Origin of the sequence: Bacteroides sp. 14(A) (assembly GCF_000526555.1) — a bacterium.
In the GTDB taxonomy this organism is placed as follows: Bacteria; Bacteroidota; Bacteroidia; order Bacteroidales; family Bacteroidaceae; genus Bacteroides; species Bacteroides cellulosilyticus.
On the sequence record NZ_JAGH01000002.1, the window covers coordinates 2277295 to 2295713 of the forward strand.

General features: G+C 38.1%; 8 protein-coding genes and 1 pseudogene. All 9 read left to right on the forward strand.

Annotated elements, in window-relative coordinates; translation table 11 throughout:
• Nucleotides 1-9 precede the first annotated feature (9 nt).
• Entirely contained in the window at nt 10-1566 is a 1557-nt protein-coding gene (locus K429_RS0116075) for a RagB/SusD family nutrient uptake outer membrane protein (RefSeq protein ID WP_026367588.1), read from the forward strand.
• 28 nt (nt 1567-1594) lie between these two features.
• Nucleotides 1595-2389, forward strand: coding sequence for a hypothetical protein (locus K429_RS0116080; protein ID WP_231501872.1), 795 nt, complete (start codon nt 1595-1597; stop codon nt 2387-2389).
• Between the two features lie 521 nt (nt 2390-2910).
• Complete coding sequence (locus K429_RS0116085; protein WP_255347648.1) at nt 2911-6030, forward strand: SusC/RagA family TonB-linked outer membrane protein; 3120 nt, start codon at nt 2911-2913, stop codon at nt 6028-6030.
• A 19-nt stretch (nt 6031-6049) separates the two neighbouring features.
• Nucleotides 6050-7633 carry a RagB/SusD family nutrient uptake outer membrane protein gene (locus tag K429_RS0116090; RefSeq protein ID WP_022208338.1) on the forward strand — a complete coding sequence of 528 codons (1584 nt, stop codon included), beginning with the start codon at nt 6050-6052 and terminating at the stop codon, nt 7631-7633.
• A gap of 14 nt (nt 7634-7647) precedes the next feature.
• Nucleotides 7648-8523: a putative zinc-binding metallopeptidase gene (locus tag K429_RS0116095; RefSeq protein WP_026367590.1), complete on the forward strand. Its 876-nt coding sequence runs from the start codon at nt 7648-7650 to the stop codon at nt 8521-8523.
• Nucleotides 8524-8538: 15 nt separating this feature from the next.
• Entirely contained in the window at nt 8539-9822 is a 1284-nt protein-coding gene (locus K429_RS29475; RefSeq protein WP_026367591.1) for a DUF4302 domain-containing protein, read from the forward strand.
• 683 nt (nt 9823-10505) lie between these two features.
• Nucleotides 10506-13376, forward strand: coding sequence for a TonB-dependent receptor (locus K429_RS0116105; RefSeq protein WP_255347649.1), 2871 nt, complete (start codon nt 10506-10508; stop codon nt 13374-13376).
• Nucleotides 13377-13403: 27 nt separating this feature from the next.
• Complete coding sequence (locus K429_RS0116110; protein ID WP_197031247.1) at nt 13404-14825, forward strand: RagB/SusD family nutrient uptake outer membrane protein; 1422 nt, start codon at nt 13404-13406, stop codon at nt 14823-14825.
• A gap of 588 nt (nt 14826-15413) precedes the next feature.
• Nucleotides 15414-18395: pseudogene (locus K429_RS28850) on the forward strand (SusC/RagA family TonB-linked outer membrane protein); the annotation flags it as partial.
• Nucleotides 18396-18419: the final 24 nt, after the last annotated feature.

The window sequence follows — 18419 nt, forward strand, 5'->3', positions numbered from 1 at the left end:
ATATAAAAGATGAAAAAAGTATTATATATATTTTCTTTAATCGGCCTTCTTGCATGCAGCTCATGTGCCGATGAATTGAATACGGAACCGACTGACAAGGTATCAGGTTCTACGATATTTGCAGATGCAAGTAGCGCAGAAACTGCTATAAATGGTGTATACCGTATGTTATATGTAGCAGGGTGGAGTTCGAACTGGGGCTCAGAAAACTGCGGACAGACAGCTATCCAATTGCTTGGAGATCTGATGGCTGAAGATCATTTAATGAAAGAGCAGGGACAAGGCTGGTTTTATGAAGATTATCGTTTGAATGTTCATGGAGACTATTCAAATAAAGCTGGACGTCCTTATTCTATTTGGAACTTCTATTATACTATCGTTAGTAATGTAAATTATATCATTGCTTCAGAAAACACAATGGGAGGTGATCCGGAACTTAAGAACAGCGTTGTAGGGCAGGCCTATGCCATGCGTGCTTTTGCTTATTACTATCTGATACAATTGTACCAACAAACGTATAAAGGACATGAGGATGCACCCGGTGTACCTTTGTATACAGGGGCAACGGTTGCCGGTTCGGAGGGAAGCCCTCGTGGAACCGTTCAGGGAGTTTATACTCAAATCAATTCTGATATAGAAAAAGCTATTGATCTGTTAGGAAGTATCAGTAATAAAGTGCAAACGCATGTATCTCATATAGATTACTATGTAGCTAATGGCATAAAAGCCCGTATCTGCCTTACTCAACATGACTATGCAGGTGCTGCGACGGCAGCTGCTGAAGCCTTAAAAAAACCTTCATTAAAAGTTGCCACTATAGCCGAATTGGGCGGGAATAATAGTGTAAAAACAGCAGATGTTTTATGGGGAATGGAAATTATAGCCGATCAGTCCAGTGGTTTTGCAAGCTTCTTCTCGCATATGGATGCTGATGCACCGGGTATGTATGCTTCTAAAGCACGCCAATGCATAAGCACAGGGTTGTATAAACTGATTTCTGATACAGATGAGCGTAAAACAGCGTGGTTCCGTGGGGCCATTCCTTCTGACGAAGAAAAGACAGCGTCATCTTATACGAGTTACTGCCAAATTAAGTTTAAAATGGCAGATTACACCACCCGTACAGGTGATTACTTACTTATGAGAGCAGAAGAGATGATATTAATAAAGGCTGAAGCCGAATGTCATCAGAAAGAATATGGTGCTGCCCGTACCACAATAAAAACTTTAGGAAACGCGAGAGATAGTAAGTTTGAGGAACGTTTAGCTACCCGTACAGATGCAAATACTTATAATTCTGACACTAATGCTCCTTTGGAAACATTAATGGATGAGATTTTATTCCAACGTCGTGTGGAACTTTGGGGTGAAGTGGGACGTATCTTCGATATGCAGCGTTTAGGTTTGGGGTATAATCGTAATTATGAAGGCTCTAATCATACAGAGAAGGTAACGACAAAGAACACTAATGCCGCTTCTCCATTATTTATCCTTCCTCTGCCGCAGTCTGAAATAGATGGTAATGAGAATATTACCTCTGCGGATCAGAATCCTATAGTTCAATAATTTATAAACCTATATAATGAAGGAAAATATGAAACTATATACAATAAAGAAATATGCTGCTATATTGCTCTGTTTGGTAGCTTTTACCTCCTGCGATACAGATGCAGAAGGTACGAAATATGGTGTAAACGGAGTTGAAGCAGCTTTTGCATCTACTCAAATGAATGTGGAAGTAGGTGCTGAAGACAATGGTATTATCCGGGTTCCCGTGTATCGTGGAAATACAGATGCAGAGGCTTCAGTCGGCATTAGCATAGATGAAGCTACAGTAGAAGAAGGTGTATTCACCTTGAAAAGTTCCAATATAGCCTTTGCAAAAGGCGAAGCAGTGGGGTACGCAGAATTAGTTTTCGGTTCTATAGATGACTTGAGCGCTACTGGTAAATATGAGATTGTACTGACCATAGATGACAAGGATGCATTGTCGCCTTCTAAATCCGGTGAAATAACTGTAACTGCCCAGAGAAAGTTGACATGGGAGGATTACGGAACCGGGATATATACTTCAGAACTTTTCGGCCAGGCATGGGAACAGCCCATATTGAAAGCTAAAGAAGGTAATATATACAAGTTGCCGGATTGTATAACAGAAGGATATCCCATGGTCTTTACATTGAGTGAAGATGGCCAAACTCTGGTTAATTGGGACTTACAAGCTACTGGATATAAACATGCTACTTATGGAATGGTGTATTTCACTCCTACCGACATGCAACGTCAAGGCAATAAGTTGCTATTCGCAATGCGTGGAGCTGTTGCTGTAGAAGGCGGGTATGGAATTCTATACAGTGGCTTTACAGAAACATTAGAATTACCGGAATAATTGTTTCCTACTACTGTTATTTGGGAAATAAGTTTGTAACAGAGTATATCTGATACAAAAGATATGAATAAGGCTACCTCATTTTTTTGAGGTAGCCTTTTTATAAATTGTACTATTTAGTTTTCGCCTTTCTGTTTTTCTTGTCTCTTGTTCTTTAAATATGAATTTAGCGAAAAAGTGAATGATGACTTTTAGTTGAAAAATATAGACTTCCAATTATATTTACCTCTACGTGTGAACCGCTGATCATTATTGATTTCCAATTATGTATTATTTTGTACATTCATGCAGTGAATTAAACGCACAGTAATCATTTGATAGTTCATTTACGCCTTGACAAGAACAGTATATTACTGAATTTCAATATAATATCTTCTAAATATGGGGTAATACTGGTAGACTTTAATTAATTCAGGTATATATAAGATGTTTATATTCAAATAATTACAAAATTGGAAGTACGTAATATTTAGTCCTTTAATATATATTAATTGATTGATTTCTAGTAAAATAAACACTGCATTAGTACTGCGAAAACATTGGAGATATCTTACATTGGTATGAAAAAAGAAGAAGTAGGCATTAAGTCTCATTTGAAGATAACAATGAAGACTGATAGCGAAATACTTCAAGAAGTTGTTGTTACCGGTATGCAACGTATGGATAAGCGCTTATTTACCGGAGCAGCAACAAAATTGTCAGCAGATAATGTGAAAATGGACGGTATGGCAGAAATAAGCCGTGCTTTAGAAGGACGAGCTGCCGGTGTATCTGTACAGAACGTATCCGGTACTTTTGGTACAGCACCTAAAATTCGCGTGCGTGGTGCTACTTCTATCTATGGTAGTTCGAAGCCATTATGGGTGGTAGATGGTGTCATCATGGAAGACGTGACGGAAGTAGGTGCTGATGATTTGTCTTCAGGAGATGCTGTTACATTGATCAGTTCCGCTATAGCTGGATTAAATGCAGATGATATTGAAAGTTTCCAAATCTTGAAGGATGGTTCTGCTACTTCTATTTATGGAGCACGCGCTATGGCGGGTGTGATTGTTGTAACGACTAAGAAAGGTAAAGCTGGTAGTAACAAAATCAGTTATACAGGAGAATTCACAATGCGTATGAAGCCTAACTATAGAAACTTCAATATCATGGATTCTCAGGAACAAATGGACGTGTACAAAACAATGGCCAGTAATGGCTATCTAAACTTTTCTGACGTGTATCGTGCTTCTGATAGTGGTGTATACGGTAAGATGTATCACCTTATCAATGATTACTCTAACGGTAAATTTGGTTTGGCTAATACACCAGAGGCAATAAATGGTTACCTACAGCAGGCTGAATACAGAAATACTGATTGGTTTGATATCCTATTTAATAATAGCATCTCGCAGAATCATGCTATCAGCATGTCCAGTGGTACTGAGAAAGCTTCGTATTACACCTCTCTTAGTGCGATGAGCGATCCGGGATGGACCAAGCAAAGCTCTGTTCAGCGCTATACTGCCAATATCAATGCTTTATATAATATTTCGCAACAAGTTTCTTTGAACTTAATTGGAAGCACTTCTTATCGTAAACAAAAGGCTCCCGGAACATTAAGTTCCAGCATAGACGTAGTAAGTGGTGAGGTTAGACGTGACTTTGATATCAATCCGTATTCTTATGCATTGAACACTTCACGCGCTCTTGATCCAAATGAATACTATGTTCGTAACTATGCTCCATTCAACATTCTTCATGAATTGGATAATAATAACATGGACTTGAATGTAGTAGATTTAAAATTTCAAGGTGAATTGAAATGGAAGCCATTCAAAAAAGTGGAATTGTCAGCTCTGGGTGCTTATAAACATTCTTCTACAACGCAATCTCACAGTATTACCGATTATTCAAATCAGGCATGGGCTTATCGCGCCATGGATGATGCTACCATGAGAGATGCTAACCCATGGTTGTATACAGACCCAGATGTTGCCAATTCATTACCGCTGTCTGTATTGCCAGTTGGTGGTTTTTATCGTGAAACCAAGTATGGAATGAACAGTTATGACTTCCGTGGCACTATCAGCTATAATGATGTTTTTGCAGAAGATCATGTAATCAACCTCTTTGGTGGTATGCAGTTGACTGCAACTGATAGAAGCAAGACTTGGTTCAATGGTGTAGGTATGCAATATGATATGGGTATGTTGCCTTCTTATGAATATTTGTTCTTCAAACAAGGAAAAGAAGAAAACTCTCAGTACTATACAGTTGAAGAGACCCGTTCTCGTGAAGTAGCCTTCTTTGCAACTGGTACTTACTCATACAAAGGTCGATATACTGTAAACGGTACAGTGCGTTATGAAGGTTCTAATAAATTAGGTAAGAGCCGTTCTTCACGCTGGTTACCTACATGGAACGTTTCGGGTGCATGGAACATGCATGAGGAAGCTTTCTTTGAAGATCTTACCCCTACCTTATCCAACTTGACACTAAGAGCGTCCTACTCTTTAACAGCTGATCGTGGTCCGGCTAATGTTACCAATTCACGTGTGGTAATCCAGTCATATAATCCTTATCGACCATTTGCCAGTGTATCTGAGTCAGGTCTGGAAATATACGATTTGGAAAACAGTGAACTCACCTACGAAAAGAAACACGAAATAAACCTTGGTGCAGATATCGGTTTTATTAATAATCGCATTAACTTGGTGTTTGACTGGTATAGACGCAATAACTATGATCTGATCGGTATTATCAACACAATGGGTGTAGGAGGGCAGATTGCCAAATATGCAAATGTCGCAAGTATGCGTTCGCATGGTGTCGAATTCACCCTTTCTACCCGCAACATTGCGACTAAGGATTTCAAGTGGAATACCGATTTTATAATCTCTCATGCAAAGAACACAGTTACGGAGTTATACTCAAACTCACGTGTGATTGACATGATTTCAGGATCAGGATTTGCACAGCAAGGTTATCCGGTACGTTCACTGTTCTCTATGGACTTCAAGGGATTGAATGAAGATGGTGTACCGACTTTCATCAATGAGAAAGGTGTATTGACTACAAGTGACATCAACTTCCAAGAACGTAATAATAAAGATCATCTAGTTTATGAAGGTCCTACAGATCCTACTATTACAGGAAGTTTTGGTAATGTGTTTAGTTATAAAGGCTTCAAGTTGAATGCCTTTATTACTTACTCTTTTGGCAATGTAGTACGCCTGGATCCTGTTTTCAGCAATAAATATTCTGATTTGGACGCTATGCCTAAAGAATTTAAAAATCGCTGGACTGTTACAGGTGATGAAAACAGAACCAATGTCCCTGTCATTGCAGATAGACGCATGAATCAGCAAGATCAATATTTGAGTCGTGCATATAATGCATACAACTATTCTACTGCCCGTATAGCTAAGGGAGACTTCATTAGAATGAAAGAAATATCATTGTCTTATGATTTCCCGAAATCATGGATCAGTCATTTGAAGTTGAGTGACCTGTCTTTAAAATTGCAGGCAACCAATCTTTTCCTGATTTATTCTGATGACAAACTGAACGGACAAGATCCGGAATTCTTCAATACAGGTGGTGTTGCAGCTCCGGTACCCAAGCAGTTTACATTAACATTAAGAATGGGAATTTAAATATTAAAATCTTAGAAACATGAAAAAGATAAATATACTATATTCAGCTATAACGGCTGCTTTTATGCTCTCATCATGTAGTGACTTTCTGGACACTATGCCGGATAACAGAGCAGAAATAGATACCGAAGCTAAAATCACTTCTTTGCTGGTTTCAGCCTATCCTACTGCTTACCCGATCATGATGGCTGAAATGGCATCAGATAATGCTATGGATAACGGTTCTTTATATTCTGTTGAAAGCCAGTCACAAGAAGATGCATATTTGTGGCAAGACATTGTTACCGATACGGATGGAGATGCTCCTCAAGGAATCTGGGATGCATGCTACATGGCAATCGCTTCGGCTAATCATGCCCTACAGGCTATTGAACAAATGGGGAATCCAAGCAGTTTGTCTGCCCAGAGAGGCGAAGCTTTGATCTGCCGTGCTTATGGCCACTTTGTATTGGCTACTACTTTTTGCGAAGCATACAACTATGAAACAGCAGGCAATAAATTGGGTATTCCTTATTCAATTACACCTGAAGCAGAAGTTGCTCCTCACTATGTAAGAGGTACATTGGCAGAAACTTATTCTAAAATAGCAGCAGATATCGAAGAGGGACTTCCACTAATCAATGACAATCTGTATTCCGTACCCAAATATCACTTCAACAGAAAGGCTGCACATGCATTCGCAGCTCGCTTCTATCTGTATTATTTACAAGCAGATAAATCAAACTACGAAAAGGTAATAGAATATGCAAGTGTGGTATTGGGAACTGTACCTTCTAAAGTGTTACGTACTTATGATGCCGACTTTGGCACATTATCTAATCCTACGAATGTAGGAGACGCATTTATCGCGGCAAAGTCTCCCGCCAACTTGCTGATTACTCCAATAAATAGTTCATGGCCTTACATTTATGGGCCTTATAGTATGTCACAACGTTATGGGCAAGCCAAGGAAATTTGTGATAATGAAAATCTTCGTGCTGATGGCATTTGGGGCACTGCTGCAAACCTAGTGGCTGCAAATACAATTTGGAACCCGCAGGAGAAAATGCCTTTCCCTAAATTAGCTATGTATTTCGAATATACAGACAAGGTAAATGGAATCGGTTATCGTCATGCGGTCATAGTACCCTTTACAACCAATGAGACTTTGCTTTGCCGTGCCGAAGCATACATCATGAAAGCACAACCTGAGTATGGGAAGGCAGTGTCGGATATCAATGATTGGCTGACTTCAGTTTGTTATGTAGGTAAAGCCCCTGTCGTTACAGAGGATGATATCAATACTTTTTATAAAAATATAGAATACACACCGATTCCTATAGAAAGCGCTGCACAGCGTACTGTAAAAAAAGAGCTGAATCCGATTATTCAATTTGTTGATGAGAAACAAGAGAACCTGATTCACTGTATTCTTCATCTCCGTAGAATAGAAACGATTCATGAAGGTCTGCGTTGGTATGACATCAAACGTTACGGTATTGAGATTTCACATAATAGAGAGGGGCTAAGTCCTGATATACTGACTAAAAATGACCTCAGAAGAGCATTCCAATTACCTCAGGACGTAATTAATGCAGGTTTGGACGCTAATCCCAGAAACTAATAAAAAATAAGAGTATGAAAAAGATAAAAGTATTTATATTATTAGCTTTAGCATTGGCCGCAGTGTCTTGCAGTGAAGAAGACTTGGATTCCAAAAGCATTTTTGATACGTCTTCTCCGGAACGCAATGCTTTTGAAACATGGATTTTGAATAACTATACCGAACCATACAATATTGATCTGAAGTACAGATTTGAGGACATAGAATCAGATATGAAGTACAATGTGACACCGGCTGCTTATGATAAATCGGTGGCGTTGGCTAAATTAGTGAAATATTTGTGGATTGAAGCTTATGAAGAGCTGGTAGGTCAAGAATTCGTAGCGACTTACTGTCCTAAAGTATTGCATTTTGTCGGTTCACCGGAATATGAGAAGTCGGGTGGATCCATGGTATTGGGAACAGCAGAAGGTGGTCTGAAGATCACGCTCTTCAATGTTAACGGTCTGAATCCGGAAAATCCGGATGCTGAAATACTAAATGAGTGGTATTTCAAAACTATGCACCATGAATTTGCACATATCTTGCACCAGACAAAAAATTATTCTACGGATTTCAATACAATATCCGCTGGTAAGTATACCGGACCGGGCTGGATGAATATTACGGACCAAGAGGCCAGACAAATGGGCTTTGTCTCCAACTATGCCAGTACGGAAACTCAGGAAGATTTTGTAGAGACAATAGCTATTTATGTGACTTACACCAAAGCACAATGGCAAAATATCTTGAATGAAGCCGGCGAGGCAGGTGCTGCTATCATCCTTCAGAAATTTGAGATGGTGAAAGAATATCTGGCGGAATCTTGGGGAATTGATATAGATATGCTGCATAACATTGTCCAAGAGCGTGAAGAAAATATTGGTGATCTGGATTTAGGAACCCTTTAATATTGAAAATAGAATATGAAAAAATATATTTATCTCTTTTTCTTGACCTTTTCTTTTCTTTTTGTAGCATGTTCACCGGAAGCGGAAGATATTTTTGGTGAAAACGCAGCAACCAGAATAGAAGAGAGATTGGCAGCAGACAAGGCTGTATTGGTTGGAGCTCAGAACGGCTGGTTGATGGAATATTATCCGGCAAGTGGACAAATCTATGGTGGTTATAATGTATTGGCTTTCTTCGGTGAAGATGGTAAGGTGACGGTATCTGCAGACATTACAGGTGATGCTACAGCCAAAGCTACAAGTACTTACAGAATGAAAGAGCAAGCAGGCCCCACATTGAGTTTTGATACTTATAATGAAATTTTCCATATATTCTCTGACCCTAAAAATGACCTGGGGATAGGTACGGCTGGAAAAGGAATGGAAGGTGATTATGAATTCACTATAATGGAAGCAACTGCCGAAAAAGTGGTGCTGAAGGGGAAAAAAACAGGAAATAAAATTATTATGACTCCATTCAATGAAAGCTGGGAGGACTACCTGAACAGCATTATTGAAATGGATGGAAAGATATCAAGACTCGCCCAGTTCACCTATACTGATGGAGGTTTTACTGCCTCAGTGAAACAATCTTATCGGACTTTCACTGTTACATATCAGGAAAATGGAGAAGATAAGAATGTAACAGTTCCATATATAATGACTCCTACAGGATTAAGATTTATGACGGCACTGGAATTGAATGAAAAAAAAATAGAGACCTTGGAATTTGAAGATGTAGGAGATGACGGACAGCTTGTATCAGGAGAAGTTGTCTTGACACCTAAATTCCCCTTGGCTTATTTCCTCATTAATGGCGAATGGTTCTTCTCATATAAAAATATGGGTGAATTGGGACAACTTTATTGGGCAGCCGTTAAGAGGCAGGCTTTGGATCCTAATGGTATAAATTTGAATATGGCATTTCTTACCCCCTATTCAAGTTCTCAAATGGCGTTCTATTGGATGTGTGAAGGATTTAATGATGGCTATTTATTCTTTAATGTAACAACATTGGGGGATAATCAAGTCAAAATTGTTTTTGCTTTGAGTGGTAATCAGGTCGGAATAGATTTCTACCAACAACTGGGGTGGAATCTTATGATTTACCCGTTCTCTAAAGGAACAACGGGAGTGACATTTAATTTATCAGCAGATGATGAAAAGAATCCTTCTGTCATAACAATGACTGATACGTCTGATCCTTCAAATGTTATTAAAGTGTTTAAAGAAGCTATTTCTGACCCATTTGATAATTAAGATAATCATCTTTGAACTTTTGGTTCATTGAGTTTTTAAATAAAGTGTTGAAGCAGGTATGTCGTGAGATACACCTGCTTTTTCTCATATTTATAAATTAATATAATATGTTTTTCTTTCATCATTTAACTGACTCAGGATTATGAGATTTTTTAGAATATGTATTTATATGTAGTAAATAAATAATCTTATATTATCAAGTTTAACTCTTCACTTCCTAAGTTATAGCACATAAGAATAAATATTGAGCTTATGTAAGTAGGATACAGGTAAATAAGAATACTCTGTTATTCGTTTTTTTGCCTAAAAAATCATTTGTTATTTATAAAAGTAAGACTATATGTATTCAACTTTGCTAGATATACTATTTTGTACATAAAAAGAGACATAATAAAATGCTTTTCATTTATATATTAGCTATAAATAGTTTTTTAATAAAAAATCATTTATTTCATACATTCATGTCTTGTCAGAAACTCATGGTAGCCATTTTAGAACTATTTATTTTAACCATAATAGTTGTATTATCTTTATTATCACGTATATATGGATAAAAATAGGATGAATAGGGTAGATACAGATATATCTTACTGTTTTTATATCACATATTATCAGATATTTAGCTACTTATTGTTATCTATAATATAGTTCTATTCTTGAAAATACAAGTCTGATAATCAATAATATATTACGTACTAAGTTCTGCGAAAACATTGCAAGTCTCTTACATTGGTATGCAAACTCAAGAAGTAGCCATTAAAACTACTTTAAAGATTGTAATGAAAGCCGACGCACAACAGCTTGAAGAAGTTATGGTAGTTGCGTATGGTACAGCTAAGAAATCTTCGTTCACTGGAGCTGCAAGTAACGTGAATGCAGAGAAAGCATTGAAAGACATTCCTGTAACTACATTTGAACAGGCATTGCAAGGTAGTGCTCCAGGTGTAACCGTGAATCAAAGTAGTGGCCAACCGGGAGCTGGCTTAAGTATACGTGTTCGTGGTACAGGTTCTATGAATGCTTCAAATAATCCACTTTATGTTATAGATGGTGTCCCTGTCATCTCAGGTGATATCGCTGTATCTGGTGTTAGTGGTGACAGTAAAGCATATAATGTAATGGCATCGATTAATCCTGATGATATTGAATCCATCACGGTGCTGAAGGATGCAGCTGCTGCCTCTTTGTATGGTTCGCGTGCTGCCAATGGTGTTATCTTGATTACGACCAAAAGAGGAAAAGAAGGAAAAACAAGCGTAAATTTTAAAGCTAGTTTTGGTTTTTCAGACTGGGCGGTGAATAATCATCCGAAAGTGAATGGGGAACAAGCACATGAACTGGTTTACGAAGCCGGATATAACGAAGCAGTTATTTATGGCGGTTATGATGATGCCAATGCAAAAGCTTATGCGCAAGAACTGGCCGATTCTTATGCTCCTCTACTCGATAAATATTCTAATTGGGAAGATGTACTTTTCAGAGATCACGGATTCAGTCAGAATTATGAGTTCTCTGCTCAGGGGGGAAATGAGAAAAATAAGTTTTATGCTTCCCTTGCTTATAAAGATGAACAGGGTAAGGCTATTCATACTGGTATCGAAGGCTTTACCGGTCGCTTGAATGTTAGCCATAAATCATCAGATAATAAGTTGGAATTCGGTGCTAATGTGACATTCTCCAAGCAATTTTCAAGAATGGCAGATGAAGGAAGTTCATACGCTAATCCCTACTTTTTGGTAAATTGGGTATGTATGCCGAATATCCCTATTTATAATGAAGATGGTTCTTATTACAATGATTTTCCCTTCCCGCAGTTAGGAATGATGAATCCGCTTGAAAATATGGGATTGGAAAGGAATACTTCGGATGTGTTCAGAAGTGCCAACTCCTTATGGGCACAATATCAATTTATTGAGGGCTTAACCTTGAAAGAAACTGTTAGCTATGATTTCATTCTCAATAATTCAGAAACATGGTGGCCAAGCAATTCCCAAAATGGATCAAATGCGGGTAAGAACGGTTTGATGATTAAGATTCCATATCAGTTTCAGAATCTTTATTCTTCCACTGTATTAAACTACAATCATTCATTTGGTGGTTTGCATAACCTAGATGCTTTGATTGGATGGGATATAGATATGCGTCATACGCAAATGGTTCAAGCTGTAAACCAAAATTATCCAACAGATAAATTACCGGAAATGGGGAATGCTTCAGATCCTCAAACCGCTTATTCTGGCCATAGCGATGACCGTATGTTATCATTCCTCTCTCGTATTAATTATGATTATGATAGCAAATATTATGTTTCTGCTAATTATCGACGTGATGGAAGTTCCCGTTTGGGCGAAAATCAACGTTGGGCCGACTTTTGGTCTGTGTCTGCCGCTTGGAGAATCAGCAAAGAGGCATTTATGGAGAATCTTGCTTATATCAATGACTTGAAAATCCGTGCATCTTATGGTGTTAATGGTACATTACCCAATAGTCTGACCGGCCACATGCAGCTCATCGGATATGGTTATAACTATATGAAGAATCCTGGTTCATTCCCTAGTCAGTTAGCAAATCCCGATTTATCGTGGGAAAAGAATTATAATTTTAATATCGGTTTCGATGCACGACTTTTCGATAGAGTAGGTATTACATTCGACTATTATAATCGCAACACAAAAGACTTGCTTCAGAGTCAACCGGTATCTTTAGTTACAGGTTTTTCCTCAATTCTGAAAAATGTGGGTGAAATGCAAAATAAAGGTGTAGAATTGGATGTAAATGTGGATGTATTTAGAGATACTCCTCTGAAATGGACTACTGGCCTGAACCTATCACATAATTCCAATAAGGTGAAAAAATTATATGGAGGCAAAGATATTATTGATGGTACCAGTATTCTTCGTGAAGGTGAGTCTTATTACTCTTGGTGGAGTCGCGAATGGGCCGGTGTTGATCCGGAAACCGGTGAAGAGCAATGGGTTTTAAATACTAAGAACAATGATGGAAGCCTTAATAAAGAATTGACCAAGGACCCGAGCAAAGCACAACGTGTTATTATAGGAAAACCAGATCCGGTTATTATTGGTGGATGGAGAAATACTCTTTCATGGAAAGGTGTGGAATTAAATGCTTTATTTACTTATTCACTGGGCGGACATATCATGGATGATATTGAGTTACTTTATTTGGGAACAGATGGTGAAACTCCTTACTACAATATCTCAGCTGACCAGTTGAACAGATGGCAGAAACCGGGTGATAAAACTGATGTTCCTCGTCGTGTTAATGGCAATCCCTATGCTCGTTATGCCAGCGACCGCTATATGAAAAGTTCCAATTATCTCCGTCTGAAAACTTTAAGTTTATCCTATACCTTACCATCCAGATGGGTTCGTTCTGCCAAAATGAATAATGTACGTGTATTCTTCTCCGGAAGTAACCTATTGACTTGGTCCGCTTATAAGAATGTAGATCCGGAACAAGCTATCAATGGAGTCACCTCCTTTGCATTTCCGGCATTAAAGACCTTTACATTTGGTTTCGAAATCGGATTATAATTAACTGACATTAAAAAAGAAACAAATATGAAAATCAAATCATTAATATTAGCTACAGTTGTGTCGATCATTGTATTTACCTCCTGCGATGATTTCTTGAAGGTAAATCCCGACGATGCTCTCCCCCCAGAAGAAGCTTTGAGCGAGCAAAAAGACTTGGACAAAGCGCTGAATGGAATGTATTATACGCTGACAAATACCAGTTTTTATGGATGTAATTTCCTGGTACGAGGTGAAGTCGGTGGCGATGATATACAGCCTATAGGTCAGACCGCTTCTCGCACAGAGAATTATTATCGTTTTATTCACCGGATTAACAATTCTCCTGAAGGTCTTTGGAGTATTCCTTATGGAATTATCAATAGCGCCAACACAATGCTGGCTGTTATTATTAATATTCCAGAAACAGTTGAACGTGATAATTCGGAAGGTGAAGCACTTGCTATCCGTGCTCTTTGCCATTTCAATTTATTACTAACTTATGGTACACCTTATTTGAAAGATAATGGTACGTCTTATGGGGTTCCTTTGGCGGATCGGGTTATCTCAGAAGATGAACTACCCTCACGTGCAAGTGTGGCTGACGGTTATAAGATGGTTATAGAAGACTTAGAGAAGGCCATCGGTCTTTTAAATGAAGAAACGAACTATGGGCATATTAATCGTTGGGCAGCAAAAGCTTTGTTAGCACGTGTTTATCTTTATAAAGGAGATTGGGACAATGCTTTCAAATATGCTGATGAAGTAGCACAGGATGGCCCCTATTCATTGGTTTCCAATGCAGAGTATCTTTCTATTTGGGCACAAAAAGAAAACTCAGAATCAGTTTTTGATATTGACATTGATGAAACTCGTTCAGGTAACCTTGAATTATTTGGTTATGTAGCAGGTCCTGATGGATATGGCGAGTTAATTGCTACAAAAGCATTTGTTACTTTAATATCTGAATATCCAAATGATATACGTGCGGGACTTTTTGAAGCGGATAATAATGGAGAAATAAGGTTTATCAACAAATACCCGGGCTATAATGGGAAATTACCGGTTAATAATGTACGCGTACTTCGTTTATCGGATATCTACTTAATAGCTGCTGAAGCTGCACTGAAAAAATCAACTCCCAATCAGGATAAAGCTGATTTCTATTTGAATGAGATTCGAAAACGTGCAGTTCCCGAGTTAACAGATGTTACTGCGACAGAAGAGCTTATTTTGAAAGAAAGAAGAAAGGAACTGGTCATGGAAGGTCATCGCTTCTACGATGCAATGCGATTGGGTTTAACCCTAAACCGTGAAAAAACACCAGGTGAGGGTACTGACCATTACTTAAATTCAACGGATTTAATATCTCCGAACTGGGATGATTACAGAATAATATTAGCTATTCCACAAGCAGAAGTTGATGTTAACCCTAATATTCAAGGGCAGCAGAATCCGGGATACGAATAAAGTCTTCTTAAAATAAAGTTGTTTTAGCTGAAATGCACCCTAAAAGTTTTATATATGACTTTTAGGGTGTTTTCTTATATCTATTTTTCTAATTAAACCTGTAATTCACTATTATATAAGAGAATAAATATTGATTTAATATAGGCTAATTGCAAGTTAGAGTAAATGTTCTATTTATCGTTTTTATCGATACTGTTATTTGTTGTTTGTGAGAATGAAATTGTTCGTATTAAGCCCAACTGTACATAGTACTTTTTTATTGAAAAATCAAGACTACGTGGTAAATTATTGATATGCATGCAATTTACCAATCTGGTTTGGGTAGAAAATTTAAGTATTTCATACATTTTAATCTCTACTTGAACCCATAGTATTGGTTTTATCACTCATTTATATTCACAATCAAACAGTAACTAACTAATAACTAAGTATTTGAAAATCAAATAAAGGAACTTTTAGGTAGATACAAATATATGCTCATGTTTTGTATATATCTAGTTTCTAGATATTTAATAAATTATAATTGTCTTGATTTGAGTTCTATAAATATATATTTGTTATTGATTATCAACAAGATACAACCTACTTAGTTCTGCGAAAACATTGCAAATATCTTACATAGGTATGCAGACGCAGGAGGTGGCTATAAAGTCGACTGTAAAAGTTTTCATGAAGTCCGACTCTGAAATGCTTGATGAAGTAATGGTGGTCGCTTATGGTACGGCTAAGAAATCGGCATTTACAGGTTCAGCTTCTGTGATAAAGTCCGAAACTCTGGAGAAACGCCAGGTTTCAAATATATCAAATGCTCTTTCCGGAACAGTATCAGGTGTACAGACACAAAGTACAAATGGACAGCCGGGAGAAAAAGCTACAGTACGTATTCGCGGTATTGGCTCCATGTATGCCAGTAATAATCCGTTGTATGTAGTAGATGGTATTCCGTACGAAGGTGACATTTCTGCCGTCAACTCACAAGATATTGAGTCAATGACAGTACTGAAAGATGCAGCAGCGGCAGCTTTGTATGGCGCTCGTGGCGCTAATGGTGTTATCTTGGTAACAACTAAAAAAGGAAAAACCGGAGAGACATTGGTATCATTGGATGCACGTTGGGGAGCTAATTCGCGTTTAGTGAAGAACTATGATGTATTGCAAAACGCAGCTACTTACATGGAAACTGCATACTCTGCCATATATAATGGTTATGTATATAATAGTAAATATACAGCTGAGAGAGCCTATCAACAGGCTAATGCCGATTTGATTCCAGGTTTAGGATATCAGATTTACAATGTGCCCAATGGTCAGAACCTGATAGGTCGGGATGGCAAACTGAATCCATATGCAACGTTGGGTTATAGTGATGGTGATTACTATTATACACCGGATAACTGGTCAGATGAAATGTTTGAAAGTAACATGCGTCAGGAATACAATCTGAGCGTATCTGGTGGTACTGACAAATTGAGTTATTATTTCTCTGCTGCTTATCTTGCCGATGACGGTATTATTGAGAACTCTGGTTTCGAACGTATTTCTAGTCGTATAAACGTAGATTATCAAGCTAAGAAATGGCTGAAGTTCGGTGTAAATTTAAGCTATGCAAATGTAAAAAGTCGCTATCCTGGAGATCAGGACACAGATGCAGCCACTTCATCGGGTAATGCCTTTTTTGTAGGTAACTTCATTGCCCCCATTTATCCAATGTATGTTCGTAATGCTGAAGGTCAGATTATGCATGACGCTAATACCGGTTATCGGATATATGATTATGGTGATGGTGAAAGTACAAACTTCACTCGTAACTTTATGAGTATGTCTAACCCAATGAGTAGTTTTCTCTATGATACGGAAGAATATTTAATGGATATCCTGAATGGGAAATGGTATGCCAAAGTAGATATTCTGGATGGTCTGTCTTTGACTGCTTCTTTAGGTTTGCATGTGGATAATACACGTTTACATATTGTAGGTAACAAGTATTATGGCCAGTCTGCATCCCAAAACGGTTCTGTGCAACAGTATTCATCACGCACGTATTCTCTGGACCAGCAATATTTACTGACTTATAAAAAAGCATTTGACGTGCATCATATTGATATTTTGGCCGGATATGAGAGTATGGATTATAATACTGAATCTCATTATATTCTGGGCTACAATATGTATAGTGATAAAAACTGGACTGCCTCAAATGTGATCGACCGTAAAAATGGTTCCGGTAGCTACGATGAATATGCTACTATCGGTATCATCACACGTGCCAGCTATGATTTCGATGAAAAGTACTATGCAAGTGCTTCTTATCGCCGTGATGCTTCTTCACGTTTCCATCCGGATAATCGCTGGGGTAACTTTTGGAGTGTGAGTGCTGCATGGGATATGGCTAAAGAGAACTTTATTTCTCATATTGACTGGATTAATATGTTGAAACTGAAAGCTTCTTTCGGACAACAAGGTAACGATAACCTTCTTTATAAAGAATACCCAAACTATTATCCTTATCAAGATCAATTTACAGTGAGCGGTTCGGAAGGAGTATTCTCTGACGGTGTACTCTTCTATAAAGGAAACAAAGATATCACTTGGGAAACATCCAATTCATTCAATGTTGGTGTGGACTTTGCTCTTCTGAAAGGACGCGTTGATGGTTCCATCGAATATTTCAATCGCCAGACGAAAGATATGTTGTATTACAAGCCGGTAGCTATGTCCAATGGTTATACACAGTTCCCGATGAACATCGGTTCAGTACGTAACTCAGGTGTTGAAATTGAATTGAATTACACTCCGATTCAGACTAACAATTTCAAATGGGTCATCAATTGGAACGGAACTATGATGAAAAATAAGATTCTTGAATTACACCCTGACCTGAAAGGGGAAATGATTAATGGATCTTATATCTATCGTGAAGGTGAATCTTTATATCAGTTCTATTTGACGAAATATGCAGGTGTAGACCATGAAAGTGGTGAGGCGCAGTATTGGGCTAAAGATACTGACGGAGCATAATATAAAACCAGTGACTGGTCGGCTGCTTATAACACAAACCGCCAGGCCAGCGGTGATCTTCTCCCCACTATTTATGGAGGTATCGGCACTACATTGGATTTTTACGGTTTCGATTTTTCTATCCAGTGTGCTTATCAGTTAGGTGGAAAGATATATGATAGTGGTTATCAGGCGTTGATGCATGGTGGTGGCTCACATGACCTTGGTTATAACTGGCACAAAGATATACTGAATGCCTGGACACCCGAAAACGCGAATTCTGATATACCGCGTATAGATGCAATTGATAAATATACCAATTCTAGTTCAGATCGTTGGTTAACAAGTTCTGACTATTTCGCTATCAATAACATTACATTAGGTTACACACTGCCCCAAAGATGGTTGAGAAATTTAGGTATCGGCAGCTTGCGTGTTTATGGTGCAGCCGATAATGTAGCTCTTTTCTCTGCCCGCAGAGGACTTGATCCACGTATGAGCTATACGACTGCCTCAACAGACCGCTACACTCCTATACGTACCATTTCTGGTGGCCTGAAAGTAACATTCTGATAAATGGTTGAATTTTATAAAAAA

Excerpts from the sequence above, each read along its gene's own strand:
- K429_RS0116075 (WP_026367588.1), top strand. The coding sequence starts at position 10 with ATGAAAAAAGTATTATATATATTTTCTTTAATCGGCCTTCTTGCATGC.
- K429_RS0116095 (WP_026367590.1), top strand. The coding sequence starts at position 7,648 with ATGAAAAAGATAAAAGTATTTATATTATTAGCTTTAGCATTGGCCGCA.
- K429_RS0116090 (WP_022208338.1), top strand. The coding sequence starts at position 6,050 with ATGAAAAAGATAAATATACTATATTCAGCTATAACGGCTGCTTTTATG.
- K429_RS0116080 (WP_231501872.1), top strand. The coding sequence starts at position 1,595 with ATGAAACTATATACAATAAAGAAATATGCTGCTATATTGCTCTGTTTG.
- K429_RS0116110 (WP_197031247.1), top strand. The coding sequence starts at position 13,404 with ATGAAAATCAAATCATTAATATTAGCTACAGTTGTGTCGATCATTGTA.
- K429_RS29475 (WP_026367591.1), top strand. The coding sequence starts at position 8,539 with ATGAAAAAATATATTTATCTCTTTTTCTTGACCTTTTCTTTTCTTTTT.